Origin of the sequence: Nocardia sp. (assembly GCF_025465275.1) — a bacterium.
Classification (GTDB): Bacteria; Actinomycetota; Actinomycetes; order Mycobacteriales; family Mycobacteriaceae; genus Nocardia.
On sequence record NZ_JAODNK010000116.1, the window covers coordinates 1 to 18,935 of the forward strand.

18 protein-coding genes and 1 tRNA gene are annotated in these 18,935 nt (G+C 64.9%); 12 read left to right on the forward strand and 7 right to left on the reverse strand.

Annotated elements, in window-relative coordinates; genetic code table 11:
* Nucleotides 1–606 precede the first annotated feature (606 nt).
* The gene (locus JWN03_RS26085) at nt 607–1,227 is read right to left on the reverse strand and encodes a TetR/AcrR family transcriptional regulator (RefSeq protein WP_297620343.1); all 621 of its coding nucleotides are present in this window, start codon (nt 1,225–1,227) and stop codon (nt 607–609) included.
* Nucleotides 1,228–1,321: 94 nt separating this feature from the next.
* Here JWN03_RS26085 and JWN03_RS26090 point away from each other — a divergent pair, with 94 nt between their 5' ends.
* The 3 genes from JWN03_RS26090 to JWN03_RS26100 are packed head-to-tail and all read left to right on the forward strand — an operon-like array spanning nt 1,322 to nt 4,382.
* Nucleotides 1,322–2,818 carry a carotenoid oxygenase family protein gene (locus JWN03_RS26090; protein ID WP_297620346.1) on the forward strand — a complete coding sequence of 499 codons (1,497 nt, stop codon included), beginning with the start codon at nt 1,322–1,324 and terminating at the stop codon, nt 2,816–2,818.
* The gene (locus JWN03_RS26095) at nt 2,815–3,561 is read left to right on the forward strand and encodes an alpha/beta fold hydrolase (protein ID WP_297620349.1); all 747 of its coding nucleotides are present in this window, start codon (nt 2,815–2,817) and stop codon (nt 3,559–3,561) included. The genes JWN03_RS26090 and JWN03_RS26095 overlap by 4 nt, the downstream gene beginning before the upstream one ends.
* A complete protein-coding gene (locus tag JWN03_RS26100; RefSeq protein WP_297620352.1) occupies nt 3,558–4,382 on the forward strand; it encodes an alpha/beta fold hydrolase in 825 nt (274 codons plus the stop codon). The genes JWN03_RS26095 and JWN03_RS26100 overlap by 4 nt, the downstream gene beginning before the upstream one ends.
* A 526-nt stretch (nt 4,383–4,908) precedes the next feature.
* Here JWN03_RS26100 and JWN03_RS26105 read toward each other — a convergent pair.
* On the reverse strand, nt 4,909–5,658 hold the full coding sequence (locus JWN03_RS26105) for an SDR family NAD(P)-dependent oxidoreductase (RefSeq protein WP_297620355.1): 750 nt from the start codon (nt 5,656–5,658) through the stop codon (nt 4,909–4,911).
* A gap of 182 nt (nt 5,659–5,840) precedes the next feature.
* On the opposite strand from JWN03_RS26105, the gene JWN03_RS26110 reads away from it, so the two are divergent.
* From JWN03_RS26110 to JWN03_RS26130, 5 genes are all read left to right on the forward strand, one after another.
* The gene (locus JWN03_RS26110) at nt 5,841–7,316 is read left to right on the forward strand and encodes an aldehyde dehydrogenase family protein (RefSeq protein WP_297620358.1); all 1,476 of its coding nucleotides are present in this window, start codon (nt 5,841–5,843) and stop codon (nt 7,314–7,316) included.
* A gap of 33 nt (nt 7,317–7,349) precedes the next feature.
* Nucleotides 7,350–8,207, forward strand: coding sequence for an aldo/keto reductase (locus JWN03_RS26115; protein WP_297620360.1), 858 nt, complete (start codon nt 7,350–7,352; stop codon nt 8,205–8,207).
* Between the two features lie 68 nt (nt 8,208–8,275).
* Nucleotides 8,276–9,178, forward strand: a complete 903-nt coding sequence (locus JWN03_RS26120) for an MBL fold metallo-hydrolase (RefSeq protein ID WP_297620363.1) — start codon at nt 8,276–8,278, stop codon at nt 9,176–9,178.
* Nucleotides 9,179–9,271: 93 nt separating this feature from the next.
* A complete protein-coding gene (locus tag JWN03_RS26125) occupies nt 9,272–9,877 on the forward strand; it encodes a TetR/AcrR family transcriptional regulator (RefSeq protein WP_297620366.1) in 606 nt (201 codons plus the stop codon).
* 97 nt (nt 9,878–9,974) lie between these two features.
* Nucleotides 9,975–10,628 carry a hypothetical protein gene (locus JWN03_RS26130; RefSeq protein WP_297620369.1) on the forward strand — a complete coding sequence of 218 codons (654 nt, stop codon included), beginning with the start codon at nt 9,975–9,977 and terminating at the stop codon, nt 10,626–10,628.
* Nucleotides 10,629–10,698: 70 nt separating this feature from the next.
* On the opposite strand, the gene JWN03_RS26135 is transcribed toward JWN03_RS26130, so the two are convergent.
* Nucleotides 10,699–10,772 (reverse strand) — tRNA-Met (locus JWN03_RS26135).
* A 116-nt stretch (nt 10,773–10,888) separates the two neighbouring features.
* On the opposite strand from JWN03_RS26135, the gene JWN03_RS26140 reads away from it, so the two are divergent.
* From JWN03_RS26140 to JWN03_RS26150, 3 genes are all read left to right on the forward strand, one after another.
* Nucleotides 10,889–11,893, forward strand: a complete 1,005-nt coding sequence (locus JWN03_RS26140) for an AraC family transcriptional regulator (RefSeq protein WP_297620372.1) — start codon at nt 10,889–10,891, stop codon at nt 11,891–11,893.
* Nucleotides 11,894–12,022: 129 nt separating this feature from the next.
* The gene (locus JWN03_RS26145) at nt 12,023–13,144 is read left to right on the forward strand and encodes an acyl-CoA dehydrogenase family protein (protein WP_297620449.1); all 1,122 of its coding nucleotides are present in this window, start codon (nt 12,023–12,025) and stop codon (nt 13,142–13,144) included.
* A gap of 95 nt (nt 13,145–13,239) precedes the next feature.
* Nucleotides 13,240–13,896, forward strand: coding sequence for an SDR family oxidoreductase (locus JWN03_RS26150; RefSeq protein WP_297620374.1), 657 nt, complete (start codon nt 13,240–13,242; stop codon nt 13,894–13,896).
* Nucleotides 13,897–13,943: 47 nt separating this feature from the next.
* On the opposite strand, the gene JWN03_RS26155 is transcribed toward JWN03_RS26150, so the two are convergent.
* Nucleotides 13,944–14,549, reverse strand: a complete 606-nt coding sequence (locus JWN03_RS26155) for a TetR/AcrR family transcriptional regulator (protein WP_297620377.1) — start codon at nt 14,547–14,549, stop codon at nt 13,944–13,946.
* Nucleotides 14,550–14,746: 197 nt separating this feature from the next.
* On the opposite strand from JWN03_RS26155, the gene JWN03_RS26160 reads away from it, so the two are divergent.
* Nucleotides 14,747–15,514, forward strand: coding sequence for an IclR family transcriptional regulator (locus JWN03_RS26160; RefSeq protein ID WP_297620380.1), 768 nt, complete (start codon nt 14,747–14,749; stop codon nt 15,512–15,514).
* 77 nt (nt 15,515–15,591) lie between these two features.
* Here the strand turns inward: JWN03_RS26160 and JWN03_RS26165 are convergent, their stop codons facing one another.
* The 3 genes from JWN03_RS26165 to JWN03_RS26175 all read right to left on the reverse strand — a co-directional run bounded on the left by JWN03_RS26165 (nt 15,592) and on the right by JWN03_RS26175 (nt 18,864).
* Nucleotides 15,592–16,776: a hydroxylase gene (locus JWN03_RS26165; protein ID WP_297620383.1), complete on the reverse strand. Its 1,185-nt coding sequence runs from the start codon at nt 16,774–16,776 to the stop codon at nt 15,592–15,594.
* 68 nt (nt 16,777–16,844) lie between these two features.
* Nucleotides 16,845–17,708, reverse strand: a complete 864-nt coding sequence (locus JWN03_RS26170) for an alpha/beta fold hydrolase (RefSeq protein ID WP_297620386.1) — start codon at nt 17,706–17,708, stop codon at nt 16,845–16,847.
* A gap of 19 nt (nt 17,709–17,727) precedes the next feature.
* Nucleotides 17,728–18,864, reverse strand: a complete 1,137-nt coding sequence (locus tag JWN03_RS26175; RefSeq protein ID WP_297620389.1) for a Rieske 2Fe-2S domain-containing protein — start codon at nt 18,862–18,864, stop codon at nt 17,728–17,730.
* Nucleotides 18,865–18,935 lie beyond the last annotated feature (71 nt).

The window sequence follows — 18,935 nt, forward strand, 5'->3', positions numbered from 1 at the left end:
CGCAGCAACACCAGCATGATGTCCATGGAGAGCCGGATGCGGGGAAACTCGCACGTCCGGTTCGGAGGGCGGTCCTGGGAAACGGACCCGAGGCAACTCGGACACCGCGCCCAGGGCCGACCCCTACCGAGGACCCGTCCCACGCAGGGTTCCAGGTCCCACAGAATCCCATTTGTACTGGCCAACGGGACGCTATCCGTCCCCGCTGTCCGTGGGATCCCATCCGACTCACTCGATTCCACCGCGTCCGGTTGCCAAATCCGTTGCCAATCATGCCGGATTCGGGGGGGGGGGAGAGAGCGCTGCTCTGAACCGGCCGACGAGCCTTCGGGCTCTGGCACAGACCGGTGCCGTGGGGTGCGTAGAAGACCCAGCCCGCAACGGTAGAATCATCATTCCAGGTCGACGAACGTGCCCTCACCGGGACGCCACACTTCCCCCATGTCGGAGAACCCGGAGAGCATCGCGATTTCAGGGCCTTCCAGTTCGTCGGATGCGGGATGGATCGCGAGGGTGCCTGTCGTGAACCTTAAGAGAAGCCCAGTGCCACTGGGACCGCACGTCCCGGTCTCCAGGTATCCACGATCAAGGGGAAAGCTTCAGGTTTCAGTCGATACTGACATTCACGGATTTCAGGGCGGGCCAGAGAGTTCGGGTGAGACGCTCGGGGAGGTCCGCGGGGAGACTTCCGGTGTTCAGGTGTGCGGCCAGGAAGGAGCCGGCGAGCATATCGCAGACCGCTTCCAAATCCAGGTCCGGCAGGAGGGTGCCGTGCGCGATGCCGGCTTCCAGGACGGATCGGATGCGCACTAGTCGCGGTTCGAGCAGGCGCGTGCGGAAGAGTGCGAGAAGGTCCGGGTTGTGCTGTTCCTCGGCGAGGACGGCACCGATCAGGCCGAGCGTGTCCCTGGCGGCCAGAGAGGCGTACAGAGCGCGGAGTTCGGTCAGGAGATCGGCTCGGCTGTCGCCGCTGGCGGGGGGTTCGGGTGTGGTGGTGATGTCGGCGATCGCGGCGGTGATCAAGTCGGCCTTGCTGGCCCAGCGACGGTAGACGGTCGGGCGCGTGACTCCGGCGTCGGCGGCGATCGCGCCGATCGTGGTGCGGGCGTAGCCGTCGCGTGCCAGTCGGGCACGCGCGGCGTTCAGGACCGCGGCCTCGACATACGCCTGACGCGGGCGGCCGGGGGATGCCGGTGTGGTGCCTTCCTGCGGGGCCGGGTTACTCATACGGGCAAGTCTACTAAAAATAATTACGTTACTTGACTGCAATGTAATAAAAGCGAACACTGAAGGAGGTACACACGCGGCATTGGAGGCAGGTATGCGCAAGGTCATCAATACGGTCAGGTCCGGGCTGGACCCGAACCCGGAGAACCCGTTCCTGCGGGACGCGTTCCGCCCCAACACCCGCGAGTGGGACGCCGACACCGATGATTTGGAGGTGATCGGCGAGATCCCGGCCGACCTGCACGGGATCTATGTCCGCAACACTCACAACCAGGTCCAGCAGCCGTTGGGGATCTACCACCCCTTCGACGGCGACGCGATGCTGCACGCGGTGCACTTCCAGGACGGCAAGGCCGTCTACCGCAACCGCATGGTGCGCACCACAGGCTTCCTGGCCGAGCAGGGTGCCGGCAGGTCCCTGTGGCCGGGCCTGCTACAGCCGAGTCAGTACACCCGTCGCGGGTGGGGCGCGATCGGTGCGATGAAGGACAATGCCGGCACCGACGTGTGGGCGCACGGTGGCAAGCTGGTGGCGGTCATGTCCCAGGGCAGTGAACCCTGGCGGCTGGACCCGCGCACTCTGGAGACCCTCGGCCCCGACGCGGCCTGGGCCCAGCTGATCCCGGACGGGGTCAGCGCGCACGGCAAGGTCGATCCCCGCACCGGGGAGATGATGTTCTTCAACTATCCGGAGCACGCGCCGTTCATGAACTACGGCGTCATCGACCGCGACAACCAGCTGGTCCACTACACGCCCATCGAGCTGCCCGGCCCGCGCTGGCCGCATGACCTGGGGATCACCGAGAACTACACGGTGCTGCACGACTTCCCGTTCTTCTTCGACCCCGAGGCACTCGAGCACGGCGTCCGCACGTTGGAGTTCCACCGGGACATGCCCTCCCGGTTCGGGATCGTGCCCCGGCACGGCGGCAATGGCGAGATCCGCTGGTTCGAGGGCACCCCTTGCTTCGTGCTGCACATCACCAACTGCTACGAGGACGGCGACGTCGTGGTCATGGACGGCTGCATCTCCTACGACCCGCAGATGCCCCCGGTCGGCGATGAAACCGGCGGTGACCCGTACGCGAAGATCACCCGGCACCTGGACAAGCACAACACTCGTACCCGTATGCACCGCTGGCGCTTCGACCTGCGCACCGGCCAGACCCATGAGGAGCTGCTGGACGACGAGGTCAGCGAGTTCCCCGTCACAGTGAACGATTACGTGGGCCGCCCCTACCGCTACAGCTACAACACCCTGTTCGAGAAGGGCGCCTGGCTCTTCGCCGGCGTTAAGCGCTATGACCTACTCGCCGGTACCAGCGTCCGCTACGAGTACGGGCCGGGCCGCTACGGCAGCGAACCGGCCATCGCCCTGCGCCCCGGCGCGCGGGCCGAGGACGACGGCTACCTGATCACGCTCGTCACCGACCTGCGCGCGGACCGTTCCGAGTGCCTGATTCTGGACGCCGCCGACCTCGCCGCCGGTCCGGTGGCCCGCATCGTGCTGCCCGAGCGGATCAGTACGGGCACGCACGCCACGTGGATCGAGGCCGATCGCATCGACGGCGAGCACCGGACTCTCGAGTGAGCGCGACCCTGGTGCTGCTGCCCGGACTGAACAACACCGGCGCGGTCTGGGCCGAGGTGGCAACCCGTCTCGAAACGAACGGCACGGTCTGTCACACGCCCACGTTGGCCGCCCTCCCCGATGTGGATGCCCTCGCCAGGCAGATGCTCGAGGGCACCTCCGGGAGCTTGCACCTGGTCGGGTTCTCCTTCGGCGGCTACGTCGCCCTGGCCGCGGCAGCCATGGCACCCGAGCGCACAACCGCACTCAGTCTGATCGGAACCACGCCCTACGCCGACACGGCGGAAGAACGCGAGCGGCGTCTGGTCGCCGCGCGCCGTGTCAACGCCGAGCCCGACCGCTACGAGGACCTGATCGCCGCCGGCGAAGCTACCGCATTCCACCCCGACTCGCTTGACGACGTCAGTCTGCTCGCGCGACGCCGGGCCATGGTCCGCGCCTACGGACCCGACCGGTTCCTCGCCCACCAGCAGGCGGCCGCCGACCGTCCCGACCGCAGCCACGTTCTGGCCGGTCTGACTGCCCGCCGGATTCCGGTCCGCTTCGCGTCCGGGGCCGACGACCACGTCGTCCCCCTGCACCGGCAGTGCGAAGCGGCGCACCGTTTCGGCGCCCACGTGCATCTGGTGCCGAACGCCGGACACCTGGTCCCATTGGAACAACCCGACGCCCTCGCCGACTGGCTGGACAAGAGCGCCCGAATATCGCCGCACGCTGAACCTGACGGAGACAACTCACAATGACCACTCGCACACCGAGCCATGGCCGCACGCGCCTTCCCGACCACAACGTGCACGGGCCTGCCGTCGATACCACGCTCTTCCTGCTGCACGGCGCGTACGGAAGCAAGGAGTACTGGCTGCCGCTGATCGACGACGTCACTCGCGCCGGATACCGCGTCGTGGCCTGGGACGCCCCTGGTTACGGCATCAGCCCACTGCCGAGCGACCCCAGCATCGAAACCTACGCCCAGGCTGCCCTTGACCTCATAGACGCGGTCGGCACCGGACGCAACGTGGTACTCGGTCACAGCATGGGCGGCTTGGTCGCCCAGCGCATCCAACGCCTGGCCCCGCACCGCACCGACGGGCTGATCCTGTCGGCGACTGTCCACACCTACAACCACTCCGGTCCCGAGTGGCAGGAAGAATTCCAGCGCACACGCGTCGCCCCACTCACCCAGGGCCGCCCCATCTCCGACTACGCCCCCGAGCTCCTGCGCTCCATGATGGGCCCGGGAGCCCACGGACCAGCGGTGGATCTCGTCCTGCAAACTGTGCGCCGGATGAACAGCGAGCACTTCCTCGCCGCCATGCGCGCTGTCGCCCAGTACGACGACCCTGACGTGCTGCCCGGCATCGTGGTACCGACCCTGCTTCTGGCCGGCAGCCTGGACACTACGTGCCCGCCCCACGTCATGAGCCGTATGGCCGCCGCCATCCCCGACGCCCGCTACGTCGAGCTCCCCGACTGCGGCCACTTCGGCTGGGCCGAAGCGCCGGCCTCATACGCGCGACACGTCATCGATCACCTGGACCGCATCGTCGACCCGACCCGGCCCTGACAGGCGATGTGCTCCATCGTTGCCGGTTCAACAGCTCCGAACCAAAGGACGGGCGGATCCCGACCCCGAAACCCTTTGGGCTGGAACCGAAAACAGTCCGCAACGTCCATCTCGCAATTCATCGGGCGCTCGCCGACGGGGTCGCCTGGAAACACCTCGTCGACAACGCGAAACCCAACGTCGACGCCGGCAAACGCGAAGGATTGACCAGCGCCGAACGCCAAGAGCTGGTGGAGTTGCGCCGCAAGGCCCGCCGCCTCGAACTCGAGAACGAGGTACTGCGCAAGGCCGCAGCCTTTTCGCCCGGGACAACATTCTCCCAAAATAGTGTTCCCGGTGGTCACCGAATTCGCCGAAGGCGCTGTCCCGGTCACGATCTCGTGCCGGGTGCTGGGCGTGTCGACCTCCGGCTACTACGAATGGCGCGGCCGACAGCCATCGGCGCGGGCGGTCGCCTTGCCAGAATCCCAGTGCCGGATGCGCGCGACGGGCATCGGGAGAATCCCTTTCCGTGGTTGGGTTTTCGCTAGCGGAGGCCGCCGCCGATGACCAGGGTTTCCCCGGTCACCCAGGATGCGGCATCCGAGGCGAGGAAAGCGACTGCGGGTGCGATATCCCCGGGCATCCCGATGCGGCGCAGCGGGGTGATCTTGGTGATTTCCTGGCGGAACGAGTCGTCGGAGAAGGCGCTGCGCCGCATCCCCTCGGTTTCGGTGAGCCCGGGGTTGACCGAGTTCACCCGGATTCCGCGGGGACCGAGCTCGTTGGCCAGAGTGCGGGTGATCGCGTCTACCGCGCCCTTGGAGGCCGTGTAGATCGTAGATCCGGCCGGGTGGAACGAGGATACACTCGAGCCGATATTGATGATTGTCGAACCTTCCGTCAGAAATGACGCGAGCGCCTCCCGGATTACCAAGGTCAGTCCGAAAACATTGAGGGAGAACTGGCGGGTGAATTCCTTCCACGTCACCTCCTCGATATCGCCCATCTGGTATACGCCGGCATTGTTGACCAAAATATCGAGGTGGTCGGTGTGGTTACGAAGATCGGCGAACATACGCTCGACGTCGGTCTCTTCGGATATGTCACCGCAGATGACGAAGGCCGAACCGCCAGCGTCTTCGATGCGGGCGACAACAGCTTCGGCGGCCTGCGGGCTCGCGGAGTAATTGACTCCGACACGGGCACCTGCAGCGGCGAGCTCGATCGCTATTGCCGCACCGATTCCTTTCGACGCACCGGTGACCAGGGCAACTTTTCCGTTCAACGAGGTCATGACCGTCCCCTTGTCTATCGATGAAATGTGGAGTGACGTGCCGCGGTTCGGTCACCGCGAGCCGACCTGCCGGGCCGTGATCCGTGCCACCGAGGCGAACTCTAGGCAATCGCACTATCTGAACTGTACACTCAGTTCAGATAGCTCACAGAAGTTACCATTTTGCAGACGTGGAGGCATGAATGAGTGCAACCGGGTTGGGCTTGAACCCGTTCTATGGGGCGTTCATCGATGGTGAGTTCGACACCGATGCTGAGCACCGCCACGGCGCAGTGGATCCAGCTACTGGCGAGCACCTCGCCGACGTTGCCAGGTGCGATGCCACCGATGTCGATCGGGCGGTGTCGGCGGCTGCGGCAGCGTTCGGCGCATGGAGCCGGACGCTTCCCGAGGAGCGATCCAGGGCGCTGCATCGAATTGCTGATCTCATCGAAGCGGACGCGGAACGTTTGGCCCAGATAGACAGCCGCGACGTGGGTCGCCACATTCGGGAGATGCGCGAGGACTACCGGATGGCGGTGGAGCACTTCCGATACTTCGCGTCGGTGACGTTGGCCCACGAGGACTTCGGGCGTCCGATCCCGGGTGGGTACAGCATTGCCAAGCGAGTGCCGCTGGGTGTGTGCGGCCAGATCATTCCATGGAACGATCCGGTCGTCATGCTGGCATTCAAGCTGGCTCCGGCGCTGGCGGCCGGAAACACGGTTGTGCTGAAGCCGGATGAGAATGCCTCGCTGGCCACGCTGGAGATCTGCAAGCATCTGTCGGCTGCCCTGCCCAAGGGCGTGGTGAATGTCGTGCCCGGCTCCGGGGAGGAGGTGGGGACGGCGATCACCGGGGACCCGCGCGTCCAGAAACTCGCATTTACCGGCAGCACCGAGGTCGGTCGCATCATCGCGGCCGCCGCGGCGCAGAGGCTCATTCCGGCGACGCTGGAATTGGGTGGCAAGAGTCCGAATATTGTCTTTCCCGACGTCGATGACATCGACGCGGTGGTCGAGGATGCCACGGCAGCGGTCATCGTGTGTAACGGTCAATCCTGCCTGGCGGGCACCAGGTTGTTCGTGCACGAGGACATCTACGAAGAATTCGTACCCAAGCTGGTCGAGCACTTCGGCGAGCTCGTGGTCGGCGCTCCGCTCGATGAGAACACCGATGTCAGCTGCATGATCTCAGCGCGGCAGGGAGAACGGGTGCTCGCCTACATCGAGGCCGGCCGAGCCGAGGGTGCCCGGATCCTCCACGGCGGACGACGCGTAGAAGTCCCCGGGTGCCCCGCCGGGTATTTCATCGAGCCCACGATATTCGAGGCCACCAACGATATGACGATCGCGCAGGAAGAGATCTTCGGACCCGTACTCACCGTCATAAAATGGAACGATTACGAGACGATGATCGCGGAGGCGAACGCCACCGAATACGGGCTCGCATCCGGCATCTACACCTCGAACCTTCGCAATGCGATGGAAACCGCGGACCGGCTCGACGCCGGGTCGGTATGGGTCAACCGTTATGCGAATCTCCACGGCGGAACGCCCTTCGGCGGCTTCAAGGACAGCGGTCTGGGCCGGGAATACTGCCGCGAGACCCTGAACGTCTACTCGCAGCTCAAGTCCATCACTTTCCAAGGCACGACGCTTCGTGCTCACGTGAAATGAACTCTCCTACAAACTGCTTCGAAAGGATTCGTGATGACGAAGACAATTACGGTGGCCGGCGATCTTCGGGTGAATCGCATCGGCTACGGAACCATGCGGTTGGCGGACGCAGCGGTCTGGCATGGACCCGCGGACCGTGACGCGGCGATCACGGTGCTGCGCGGGGCGATCGAGCTCGGAGTGAACTTTGTCGATACCTCCGACGCATACGCCCTCGGTGAGAGCGAGCAGCTGATCGCCGAGGCACTGCACCCGTATGGCGAGGATCTGGTGATCGCCACCAAAGTCGGTGTGACACGGCCGTCTCCGGCGGAGTGGGAACCCCTGGGACACCCCGCCTACCTGCGCCAGCAGGCCGAGCTGAGCCTGCGTCGACTGAAGCTCGACCACATCGACCTGCTGCAGCTACATCGCATCGATCCGAAAGTGCCACTGGCAGATCAGATCGGTGCGCTGCGCCAACTTCTCGATGAAGGCAAGGTCCGGCACATCGGCCTTTCCGAAGCCACGGTCGAGCAGATACGGGAGGCGGTCGAAATCGCACCCATCGCCAGCGTGCAGAACCAGTACAGTCTCGCCACCCGCCACGAGGAGCCGGTGCTCGATTACACTGCCGCACAGGGGATCACGTTCATTCCATACTTCCCTGTCGCGATGGTCGACACGGCTGCCGGTAGCCCTGTCGCCACGGTCGCCGCCGAAATCGGTGCCACCGCAACCCAAACGGCCCTGGCATGGCTGCTGCACCGCTCCCCCACTGTGCTGCCCATCCCCGGCACGACCTCGCTCTCGCATCTGCGAGAGAACGTCGCGGCGGCAGATCTGCAGCTGTCCGACGAACAATTCGAACGCCTGTCGGCCTCGGTAGCGGCGCCCGTCGCCGCACCGTAGAACCCCGCAGTGGGACTGACGGGCACGCGGACCGGATCTCTTGATACCGAGGCAGGAGAACGAGCATCGTGAACTCTGAGGTTGACCAGGATGGGCGGTTGCGCCGGGCGTCGGGAATCCGCTCGATCCGGCTGGGCGACACGAGGGTGTCCTACGTACCGGACGGCGCGTTGCAACTTCCGCCATGCGGTTGGCTTCCAGCCAGCACCGACGAGTTCTGGGCGGCTCGACCGGAGTATTTGGATTCCGCCGGTTATTTGGTGGCGGGCATCGGAGCCTTGCTGGTGGAGCGCGGCGACCGAACGCTGTTGATCGATGCGGGGTTCGGGCCCCGGTCTCTGCCACCGGACCCGAACACCCCGCGCGGCACGATATATGGCGGCGAACTGCTGGACAGCCCGGCGAGCCTGGGGCGCAGGCCGGAGCAGATCGAGGCGGTGGCCTTCACCCATCTGCACCCCGATCATGTGGGCTGGGCTTGGCATCCGATTCCTGGCGGCGACGAACTGGCGTTCGCGGGTGCCGACTATCTTGTGGCCGAACCGGAATGGGTGCAGCGAGACCTGTTTTCGGCTCAGGGCATCAGTGACGAGATCCTGACCGCGTTCGAACCACGTGTCCGCACGGTGAAGAACGGACAGGAGATTTTTCCCGGTGTGCGGGTCCGAATCAGGTCCGGACACACCGTTGGGCACGCGGAGTACGTCATCACCGGTGGCGGACGGCGGCTGATCGCTTTCGGTGACGCGCTGCATTCGCCCATCCAGGTCGAGCATCCTGAATGGTCGGCCGCCGTCGATTACGACTCCGATCAGGCCGCGGAACACCGCCGCCGGCTGGTTGCCGAACTCGCAGAGCCCGACATGCTCGGGTTCGGCATCCACTTCGCCGATGTGGTGTTCGGTCGCGTCCGACGACACGATGCCGGATCCACTTGGTGGCCACTGTCGCCCGCTGAACTGTACGGCTAGTTCGCTATTGTCGTGATCGCAGAGCAGACGCGAACTACTCCTGAGTCAGTTCGGCGTTCCACAGGTCGGGGGAATCGAAGGGAGAGACCACTGATGGCGAAGAGGGTTTCAGAGATCGCTGTCGAGCACCAGCCACCGGACAGCCCTCGGAGCGCCCGGCTGCATCAGCAGGCGATCGTCGCGACACAGCAACTCCTTACCGAAGGCGGGTATGGCGCCGCGACGATCGATGCCATCGCCGCCCGCGCGGGCATCAGCAAAGTGACGTTGTACAACCACTGGCCTTCGCGGTCCGCGATCATCGCAAATTCGTTCGGCCTGATGATGATTGATGCGCTGCCGATCCCCGATACCGGAGACTTCACCCAGGACCTGACGATCTATCTGAAGAGCATCGTCCGTTTCTACCGTAGCGATCTCGGTTCTGTCTTCGCTCAGCTGCTCGCCTCCTGCGTGCAGGATCCGGTCACATCCGTCTACTTCAACAAATACTTCCTCGACGAACGACGAGACACCTTCTCCGCGATCTGGCGCCGCGCCGTCCTCCGCGATGAAGTAGACGAATCAGTCGATATCGACGACATGATCGACATGTTCTTCGGACCGCTTGTCTATCGTTTGATCACCGGGCACACCGAGCTCACCGAATCAAGCGTGGACGGGCTCATCCGCGCCGCTTTAGGCGGGCTCGGCAAGTAGCGAGAGCGCCCTGCAAGCGAGCGTGAGATGTCTAGTCGTGGTGAGACTCCGATCGGCGAGAGCCTCGAGCATCGCCTGGTCGTTGACGGCGAGCGGCGTGAGCCACCGGAACTACGCCGGCCACGATCGGGAGTTCGAGAGCCGCGGGCAGCATGCGGTCGGCCATCACTTGGGACTGCAGAAGCTGACCGCTCCGATGTTGGTGAAGTTCTACACTCGACTGCTCATCGACGGACGTATCAAGCCCGACAACAACATTCGGATGTACGAGTACTGGGCGAAGGCAACCGGCCGCGGCCAGCAACCCACGCCTCGCCAGATCACCGATGCCTGCGGGGTCACGATCCACGCTGCCCGCGCCGCCGTGCGTCGCTACAAGGACGGGCGGATCCCGACTGCGAAACCCGCTGGGCTGGAACCGAAAACAGTCCGCAACATCCATCTCGCGATCCATCGGGCGCTCGCAGACGCCGTCGCTTGGAAACACCTGGTCGATAACCCTGCCGACAACGCGAAACCGCCTCGAGTCGCTCGAACCCGGCGGCCGGTGTGGACTCCCGCACAAGCAGCCCAGTTCATGAGCAGTGTTCGCCCGAAGGTCGTCAGCCAGCGCGCCGGGCACGCCGACGTCGCCTTCACTATGAAGACCTACCAGCACGTCCTGCCCGGCATGGACGAAGACGCCGCCGCCCGCGCCGCCAGCTACATGCTGGGACACCGTGGACACCCTGCGACGGCACCGCATCCCTGAAACTGGGTTGGCTACGAAAAACGGCCCCGGAACCAATGGTTCCGGGGCCGTTTTCCCTGGTCAAACATAGTAGCGGGGACAGGATTTGAACCTGCGACCTCTGGGTTATGAGCCCAGCGAGCTACCGAGCTGCTCCACCCCGCGTCGGGTAAACAGAACAGTACACGGACGGTGCGGATACACCAAAACGGCCGCCGACCTCCGCGGTTCGGTGTACCGCTACCGGTCGGCGACGGTGGGATTGATACGGTCAGGCCGATATGTCCACCATCGATTCCCGAAGCACGCTGCCCATCCAGCGGGTGCGGGCGATTGTCGAGCTGGCCGAGCGGCGCGGCTGGGATGTGACGGGCATGCTGGATGATGCGGGGATCGCACCGGAGTTGTTGGCGGAGGGGCGATCCCGGGTCACCATCGAGCAGGCCGTGGAGATGGTGCAGCGGCTGTGGCGGGTCACCGATGACGAACTGCTGGGGCTGGGGTTGCATCCGATGCCGCGCGGCACCCTGCGGCTGGTGTGCTTCGGACTGGTCGGCGCGTCGACGCTGGGCGGTGCGATTCGCCGATTCGAGAGTTTCCGCCGGTCGCTGCCCGGTTTGCCGCCCATCACGCTGATCGAGCAGGACGGTGAAGCGCGGGTGACCTTCGATATCAGCGACGTCAGCCAGCCGGTCGGCATTGTCATCGACACCATGCTGACCATTACGCATCGATTCATCGCCTGGGCGATCGGCGGGCGGCTGCGGCTGCGGCGGGTCGAGGTGCCGTATCCCCGGGACCCGGAAGTCGATGATTACGAGCTGATTTTCGGTGCGCCCGTGGTCTTTTCGGCGCCGGCGCCGATGCTGGTCTTCGATGCCGCGCTACTGGATCATCCGGCCACGCGCACCGAGGACGAGCTGCTCGTCTTCCTGCGCAATGCCCCGGCCGGTGTACTCGGTCCCCGCGACTACTCGGCATCACTGGCCTCGCGGGTCCGGCGCATTCTCGAACAGGGACTCACCGGTGAGTGGCCGAGTGTCGAGGACATTGCCGCCGCGCTGTCCATGAGCCCGCAGACCTTGCGCCGCAAACTGCGCGAGGAACACACTTCACCCCGCGAGATCCGTGAACACATCCTGCGCGACGCCGCCATCGCCAGTCTGGTGCGCGGCGACGAAACAGTGTCCGCGCTCTCGCGACGCCTCGGCTTCTCGGAGCCGAGTGCCTTCTCCCGGGCCTTCCGGCGCTGGACGGGCAGCGCACCGGGCTCCTACCAACGCTGACGGCTCGAGCGTTCCGGTCAAGAAGTCGAGCAAGCGGGTCATAGGCGCAGCGGACATATCGCCTTACCGTCACGGCAGAGCCGATTAGAACAGAGGAGTTCACTCGTGGCCCTGCACCGCTCGCCGTGGATGGATGAAGACCTGGACGCGCTGTCCGATCTGGCGCGCAAGTTCTTCGAGAAGGAATGCGCCCCCAATGAGGATCGGTGGGCGCGCCAGCACCATGTCGACCGCGAACTCTGGAACCGCGCAGGCGAATTGGGCCTGCTGTGCCTCAGCATTCCCGAGGAGTACGGCGGTGGCGGCGGTACCTTCGCGCATGAGGCCGTCGTGCTCACCGAACAGGTTCGCGGCCTGTCCCCCAGCCTCGGCAATCCCGTGCACAGCGGGATCGTCGCGCACTATGTGAACTCGTACGGCACCGAAGCGCAGAAGCAGCACTACCTGCCGAAGATGGCCTCCGGTGAACTGGTCGGCGCGATCGCCATGACCGAACCCGGCACCGGCTCCGACCTGCAGGGCATCAAGACCAAGGCGGTCAAGGACGGTGACGACTACGTCCTCAATGGGGCCAAGACCTTCATCACCAACGGCTATCTGGCCGATCTGGTGATCGTGGCCTGCAAGACCTCCGAGGGCAAGGGCGCCGACACCGTCTCGCTGGTGCTGGTGGAGACCGAGCGCGAGGGCTTCCGGCGCGGCCGCAATCTGGAGAAGATCGGCCAGCACGGTCAGGACACCTGCGAGCTGTTCTTCGACAATGTCCGTGTGCCGCAGGCGAATCTGCTCGGCACCGCCGAGGGCATCGGCTTCATCCAGCTCATGCAGCAGCTGCCGCAGGAACGACTCATCCTGGCCGTGATCGCCGCGGCCGCCATCGAGAAGACCGTCGAGGTCACCCTCGAATACACCAAGCAGCGCGAAGCCTTCGGCAAGCCGATCTTCGCCTTCCAGAACACCCAGTTCACGCTGGCCGAGTGCGACACCATCAAGACCATCGCCTGGAGCTTCACCGACGACTGCGTCAACAAGCACCTGCGCGGCGAGCTCGACGTCCCCACCGCGGCCAAGGCCAAGTGGTGGCTCACCGAACAGCAGTGCAAGGTCGCCGACGAATGCCTGCAGCTCTTCGGCGGCTACGGCTATATGGCCGAATACCCGATCTCCCGGATGTACGCCGACGCCCGCATCCAGAAGATCTACGGCGGCACCAACGAGATCATGAAGCTGATCATCGGCCGCACGCTGTAACCAGCACAGGCAATGAGACGGCCCCGGAGAGATTCTCTCCGGGGCCGTCCCTGTGCAGCGGCGAAGCAGGCGTGGGCCGCCGTAGGCTCGGGGTCATGCGAATCGCCATTATCGGAGGACACGGACAGATCGCCTTGCAGCTCACGCGCTTGCTCAGTGAGCGCGGGAATGTGGTGCAGGCCGTTATTCGGAATCCGGCGCATACCGGAGATGTGGAGGAAGTCGGCGGCCAGGCGGTCGTGCTGGACCTCGAAGGGCCCGGGGCGGATGAATTGGTCGCCACGCTGAGCGGGGTCGATGCGGTCGTGTTCGCGGCTGGAGCGGGGCCCGGTAGTGGGGTCGAGCGTAAGTACGCGGTTGATCGGGACGGGTCTGTGCTGCTAGCCGAGGCGGCGCAGAAGGCCGGGGTGCGGCGGTTTGTGCAGATCTCGTCCATGGGGGCCGGGCAACCTGCTGCCGGGGGCGATGAGTCGTGGGTTGCCTATATCGATGCGAAGACGCAGGCGGAGAACGATCTTCGGGGTCGAGACCTCGACTGGACCATTGTGCGGCCGGGCTCGCTGACCAACGAACCCGCGACCGGGCTGGTCCGGCTCGCGGAAAGTGTTCCCGGCGGGCGCATTCCGCGCGGCGATGTGGCGACCGTGCTCGCCGAACTGCTGGTCACCGGAGGCGGCGTCGGCCACGTTCTCGAGTTGATCAGTGGCGAAACCACTGTCGCGGCGGCGGTAGCGGCCTTCAGCGCAGGATGATCGGGTCCGATTCCGCTCATGGTGCTACTCCTCCTGAGGTGGAGGTGCTACCGAGATGACGGGCGCAAGCTGTGCAGCACCATGCTGAATCCGCGGCGATGATTGACCTCGAGTTCGGCGAAATCTCCCGTATCGACCCACTGGATATAGGCATGCCGACTGGTGTGCGCGATCAGGTGGGCGGGCAGACTGCGCAGGAACGGATCCTCGTCCAATTCGTAATGGGCGGTGAGGAATTCGGTGACCGGTGCGTAGAGCTGCTCCGCGCATTCCAGCCAGCGCAGGCGGTACTGCGCGTTCCGGACTATCAGCGTCATGAACTCCCGGTCCAGTTCCGGCAAATCGCGCCGGTCGACCCGGGTCGTGAACGCGTGGACCAGAGTCTCGAGAGGGTCGGCCCCGGCCGGTGCGGTGGCGAGCACTCCGGTCATCGTCCCGCCGAAACGCCGGAAGAGCGGGATGACGACGTCCTCCTTGACCTGAAAGTGCCGGTGGAAGGTCCGCGGTGCGATGCCGACGATCTCGCAGATGCGTTCCACGGTGGCCGAAGTGTCACCGTCCGTCATGAAGAGATCGCGTGCCGTCAAGGCGATAGTGGTCCGAAGCTCCTGGCTGCGGCGCTCACTCAGGGTGGGTTTGGCCAACTTCGGCACTGCGGCTCCTCGTAATCTCCGGGCTTTAGGCTATCGCGATCAGTGGCGCCGGCTTATCCGCCACTGGTTCCGCTGACCGGACCTGACGCCGCCATCTCCTTTACATCGCATTCACGGCGCGCTTACACTCACGTTTGTCAGAATCTGACATTAAGTCAGAATATGACATTCTCTGATTGTCGGAGGAAGTGATGGCAATGACGCGATCCGCAGCAGCTCCCGCCGCGATGATCGATCGAGTGGTTTCGGTGCTGGAGTCCTTCGTCGGGGAACGCCCGCTCACCCTGGCCGACATTGCCCGGCGGTCGCAATTGCCGCGGTCCTCGACTCATCGCATCCTGGGACGCCTGGTCGAACTCGGCTGGGTGGAACGCAAGGGGTTCGAATATTTCCTCGGCATCCGAATGTTCGAGCTGGGCTCGCATACGGTGCGCCAGCGCGGCGTGCACGAGGCCGCGCTGCCGGTGATGGTCGAGCTGCACCGGCGCACCGGCCTGACCACGTACTTGAGCATTCTGGACGGCGCGGAGATCGTGCACCTCGAGCGAATCGGCGTGCGGCCCAATCCAAGTCGAAGCTGGGGCGTCGGGGCGCGGCAGCCGGTGGAAACGACCGCTCCGGGGCACTCGCTGCTGGTGACCATGCCGCCGAACGTGTGGCCGGAAGTCGGCTATGCCACGACGCCCACGTGCTACAGCGTGCGCTCACGGCGCGAGCTGGATCGCGAATTGCAGCGGGTCCGGGATCGGGGCGGCATTGCCGTGGACGCGCAGGGCGCCGCGCTCGGCGTCACCGTCGTGGCCGCACCCATCGGCGCGGAGGGGGAGAGTGCGCGCGTGGCGCTCTCGCTGTGCGGGCCGACGAAGTCGATGCGGGTCGAGGCCGCGGTGACCGCGGTGCGCAGCGCCGCCGTGGATATCCGGTACGCGGTCTCGGGTATGCCGCGCCATTGCCGAACCCGCTGAACCCGAACCTGATGAACCGCAGTGGTTCCGCCGTTCGTAACGGCGGAACCAACGCTCCTGCAACCTGATTCGGCAGCTCAGATCATTGCGCGCAGCACGCCCTGAGGCTCGATGCCCATCGCGGTCAGCGCATTGGAGTGGTAGGTACCGCCGGGGACGTGGATGGCGTGCTGCAGGCCGACGTGCGCATCACGCCAGAACCGCTGCATCGGATTGCTGCGGCGGACGGCATTGCCCCCGGATCGGGCGAAGATCTCATCGACCGCCGACACCGCACGCCAGGCGGCGCGAATCTGATTGCGGCGCACCAGCGAACGATCCTCGAAGGTGATCTCCTGCCCGGCGTCGGCCTTGTCGTAGAGGCGGCAGATGCCGTCGATCAGATGGGTGCGCGATGCCGCGATCTCGGTGGCGGCCTCCGAAATCGCGTACAGCGAGATCGGGTCGTCCTTGATCTGGGTACCCATGGCGTTCACCCGGCCGCGCTGATATTCGAGATTCGCGGCGAGCGCACCCTCGCAGATCCCGACGACCGCCGAGGTGATGCCCAGCGGAAACATCGACCAGAACGGCAGTTTGTACACGGTGTCGGTACGACCGGCCCGTTCCGCCGCGCCCGCGCCGGCCGCGACCTCGTCCGCATCGATCGTCCGGTATGCGGGAATGAAAGCGCCGTCGACAATGATGTCCTTGCTGCCGCTACCGGACAGGCCGATCACGTCCCAGGAGTCGTCGACAATCGTGTAGTCACTCCGGGGAAGCACGACGTGCAGCGACTTCGGCGGCATTGCCGGTGTGCCATCGGCATTCCCGAGCAATGCGCCCAGGAACAGCCAGTCCGCATGGTCGGTGCCGGAGGAGAAGTTCCAGTGGCCCTTCAAGATATAGCCGCCGTCGGTGGGGGTCGCGATGCCCTGCGGCGCGTACGGCGAGGCAATCCAGGCGTCCGGATTCTCGCCCCACACCTCGTTCTGCAGTGTGCGATCCATCAGCGCCATTTCCCACGGGTGGACGCCGCCGACTCCGAGCACCCAGCCCGCCGAACCGCAATGCTTGGCCACGGCCATCACCGTTTCGGCGAACTCCCTTGGGTGCGCGGCATATCCGCCGAAATCGGTCGGCTGCAGCAGGCGCATGACGCCGGCCTGACGCATGAGTTTGACGCTCTCATCGGACAACCTGCCCAGGCGTTCGGTCTCGTCCGCCGTCGCTGCCAATTGCGCGGCGGACTCTTCCACCCGGCGCATTACCTCGTGCGACATGCTCGCACCTCCTGAAATCAAAGATTGGAAATTCGGTCCCGCACCAGATGGGTGGGGCACTGCTGGCGTTAAGCCTCGGGCCGGGTCAGGAAGGCCAGGACGGCGCTCTCCCACGCCGCCTTCTGCTCGATCATGACCCAGTGCCCGCAATTCGGGAATACGTGCAGTTCGGCGTTCGGGATGGTGCGCATGGGCAGCAGCCCCATATCCATCGGGCTCACCCGGTCGTCGCGGCCCCAGGTAATCAGGGTCGGAGCCGAGATCTTGTGCAGCATCGCCCAATACGGCGGTTGATCCGAGGAGGCCGCGGCGGCCATGCCGGCCATCATCGCCTGTCTGCCGTACATGCGCCGCGCGGCTTCCAGCGTTTTCGGTTCGGTGGCTTGTGCCCACCGATCCTCGATCATCTCGTCGGTGACAATGGCGCGGTCGTAGACCATCGAGTGCAGCCAGGTCACCAAGGCTTCCCTGGTGGGATGGTCGGTGAAGTCCATCAGCAGGTTAATGCCTTCGCCCGGACCGGGACTGAGAATATTACGGCCGAGACCGCCGATGGTGACGATGCGCCGAAACAGCTCGGGGTCGGTGGTGGCCAGATTCGCGGCAACGATTCCGCCCATGGAGTTTCCGATGACATCGACCTGCTCGAGCCCCAGCCCGGAGAGGAAGCGCCGCACCGCTTTCGGCGCGGCCACCATCGGATGCTCATCGGTCGGGTCGCTGACCCCGAACCCGGGAAACTCCAGCACCAGACAGCGGAAATGTTCGGCGAACCTGGCGAGGTTTCCACGGTAGTTGCGCCATCCGGTGACACCGGGCCCGGAACCGTGCAGTAGCAGCAGCGGCGGGCCATCGCCGGCCTCGTGGTAGCGCAGCACACCTTCGTCGGTGTTCAGCTCGCGCCGGGTGTTCTCGAATGTTAAGGCGGACATACGATGTGGGTCCTGTTCTCTACCGCGCTGCCGCGCGCTCGACGTTCCGGCGGACTTCCTCGTTCCACGACTGCGTCGGCCGGGTGGTGTCGATCTCGAATTCGAAGCGGTTCACCATCTCCGGCGCGATATCGGCGACATCGATATAGAACTGCTGGTACCAGCGGCGCAGCTGATAGACCGGGCCGTCCTCCTCGCACAGCAGCGGATTGTCCACGGTGGCTTTGTTTTTCCAGATCTGCACGTCCTGTTCGAAGCCCAGCTTGACCCAGTCGCCGAGTGATACCGCGGTCGCCATGGCCTCCTCCTCGGAGACGCCGGTCGATTTGCGCACCATGATTCCGTATTGCAGCACAAAGGAATTCGAGTCGATCGGATAGTGACAGTTGAGCAGTACGGTATTCAGATCACCGTCGGCGTACTGGTAGGTGAGATCGTCGATCATGAAGGACGGGCCGTGATACGCCGCCACCGATAAGGTGCCCAGCAGTGGCGGTTTACCTTCCGGGCCGGGCAGATCCGCACGCGCGGCGCCCTCGAAGTACTGGGTGGCGGTATGACCTTCGAAGACATTCTTGAAGAAGGTCGGCAGCGATCCGTGGATATAGAAGAAGTGCGCCATATCCACGACATTGTCGACAATCTCGCGGCAATTGCTCGAGATGACAGTGGAGTACCAGTGCCAATCGGTCCACTCGCCGGTGCCCGCGCCTTCGATGCGCGGGATGGTCACCTCGGCCGGCGGCGGCTTGCCCTCGGGGTCGTTCCAGACGAACAACATCCCATCCTGCTCGAGCGTGGGCCACGCGCGGGTCCGGGCCAGCGGCGGAACCCTTCTGGCATAGGGGATCTGCTTGCACCGGCCGTCGCCGCCCCAGCGCCAGTCATGGAAGGGACACGCGATCTGATCACCCTTGACCTGCCCCGCCGACAGGTCGCCGCCCATATGCCGGCAGTACGCATCCAGCACATTGAGACTGCCGTCCGCCCCGGCGAAAACCACCAGCTTGGTGCCGAAAGCCTCGATCGCGTGCGGCTCACCGTCGGCGAATTCCCGAATCAACCCGAGACAGTGCCAACCGCGAGCGAAACGGGAGGGTGCCGCCGCAGCCTCGATTCGGCGGATTTCGTCGCTCCCGGTGTCAACTATTGTCATGCCGCAGTTCTAATGCCGCTAACTGCGTTGTGGCCGCGACAATTTCACTGGCTGGAACTCTTCGCGGCGGA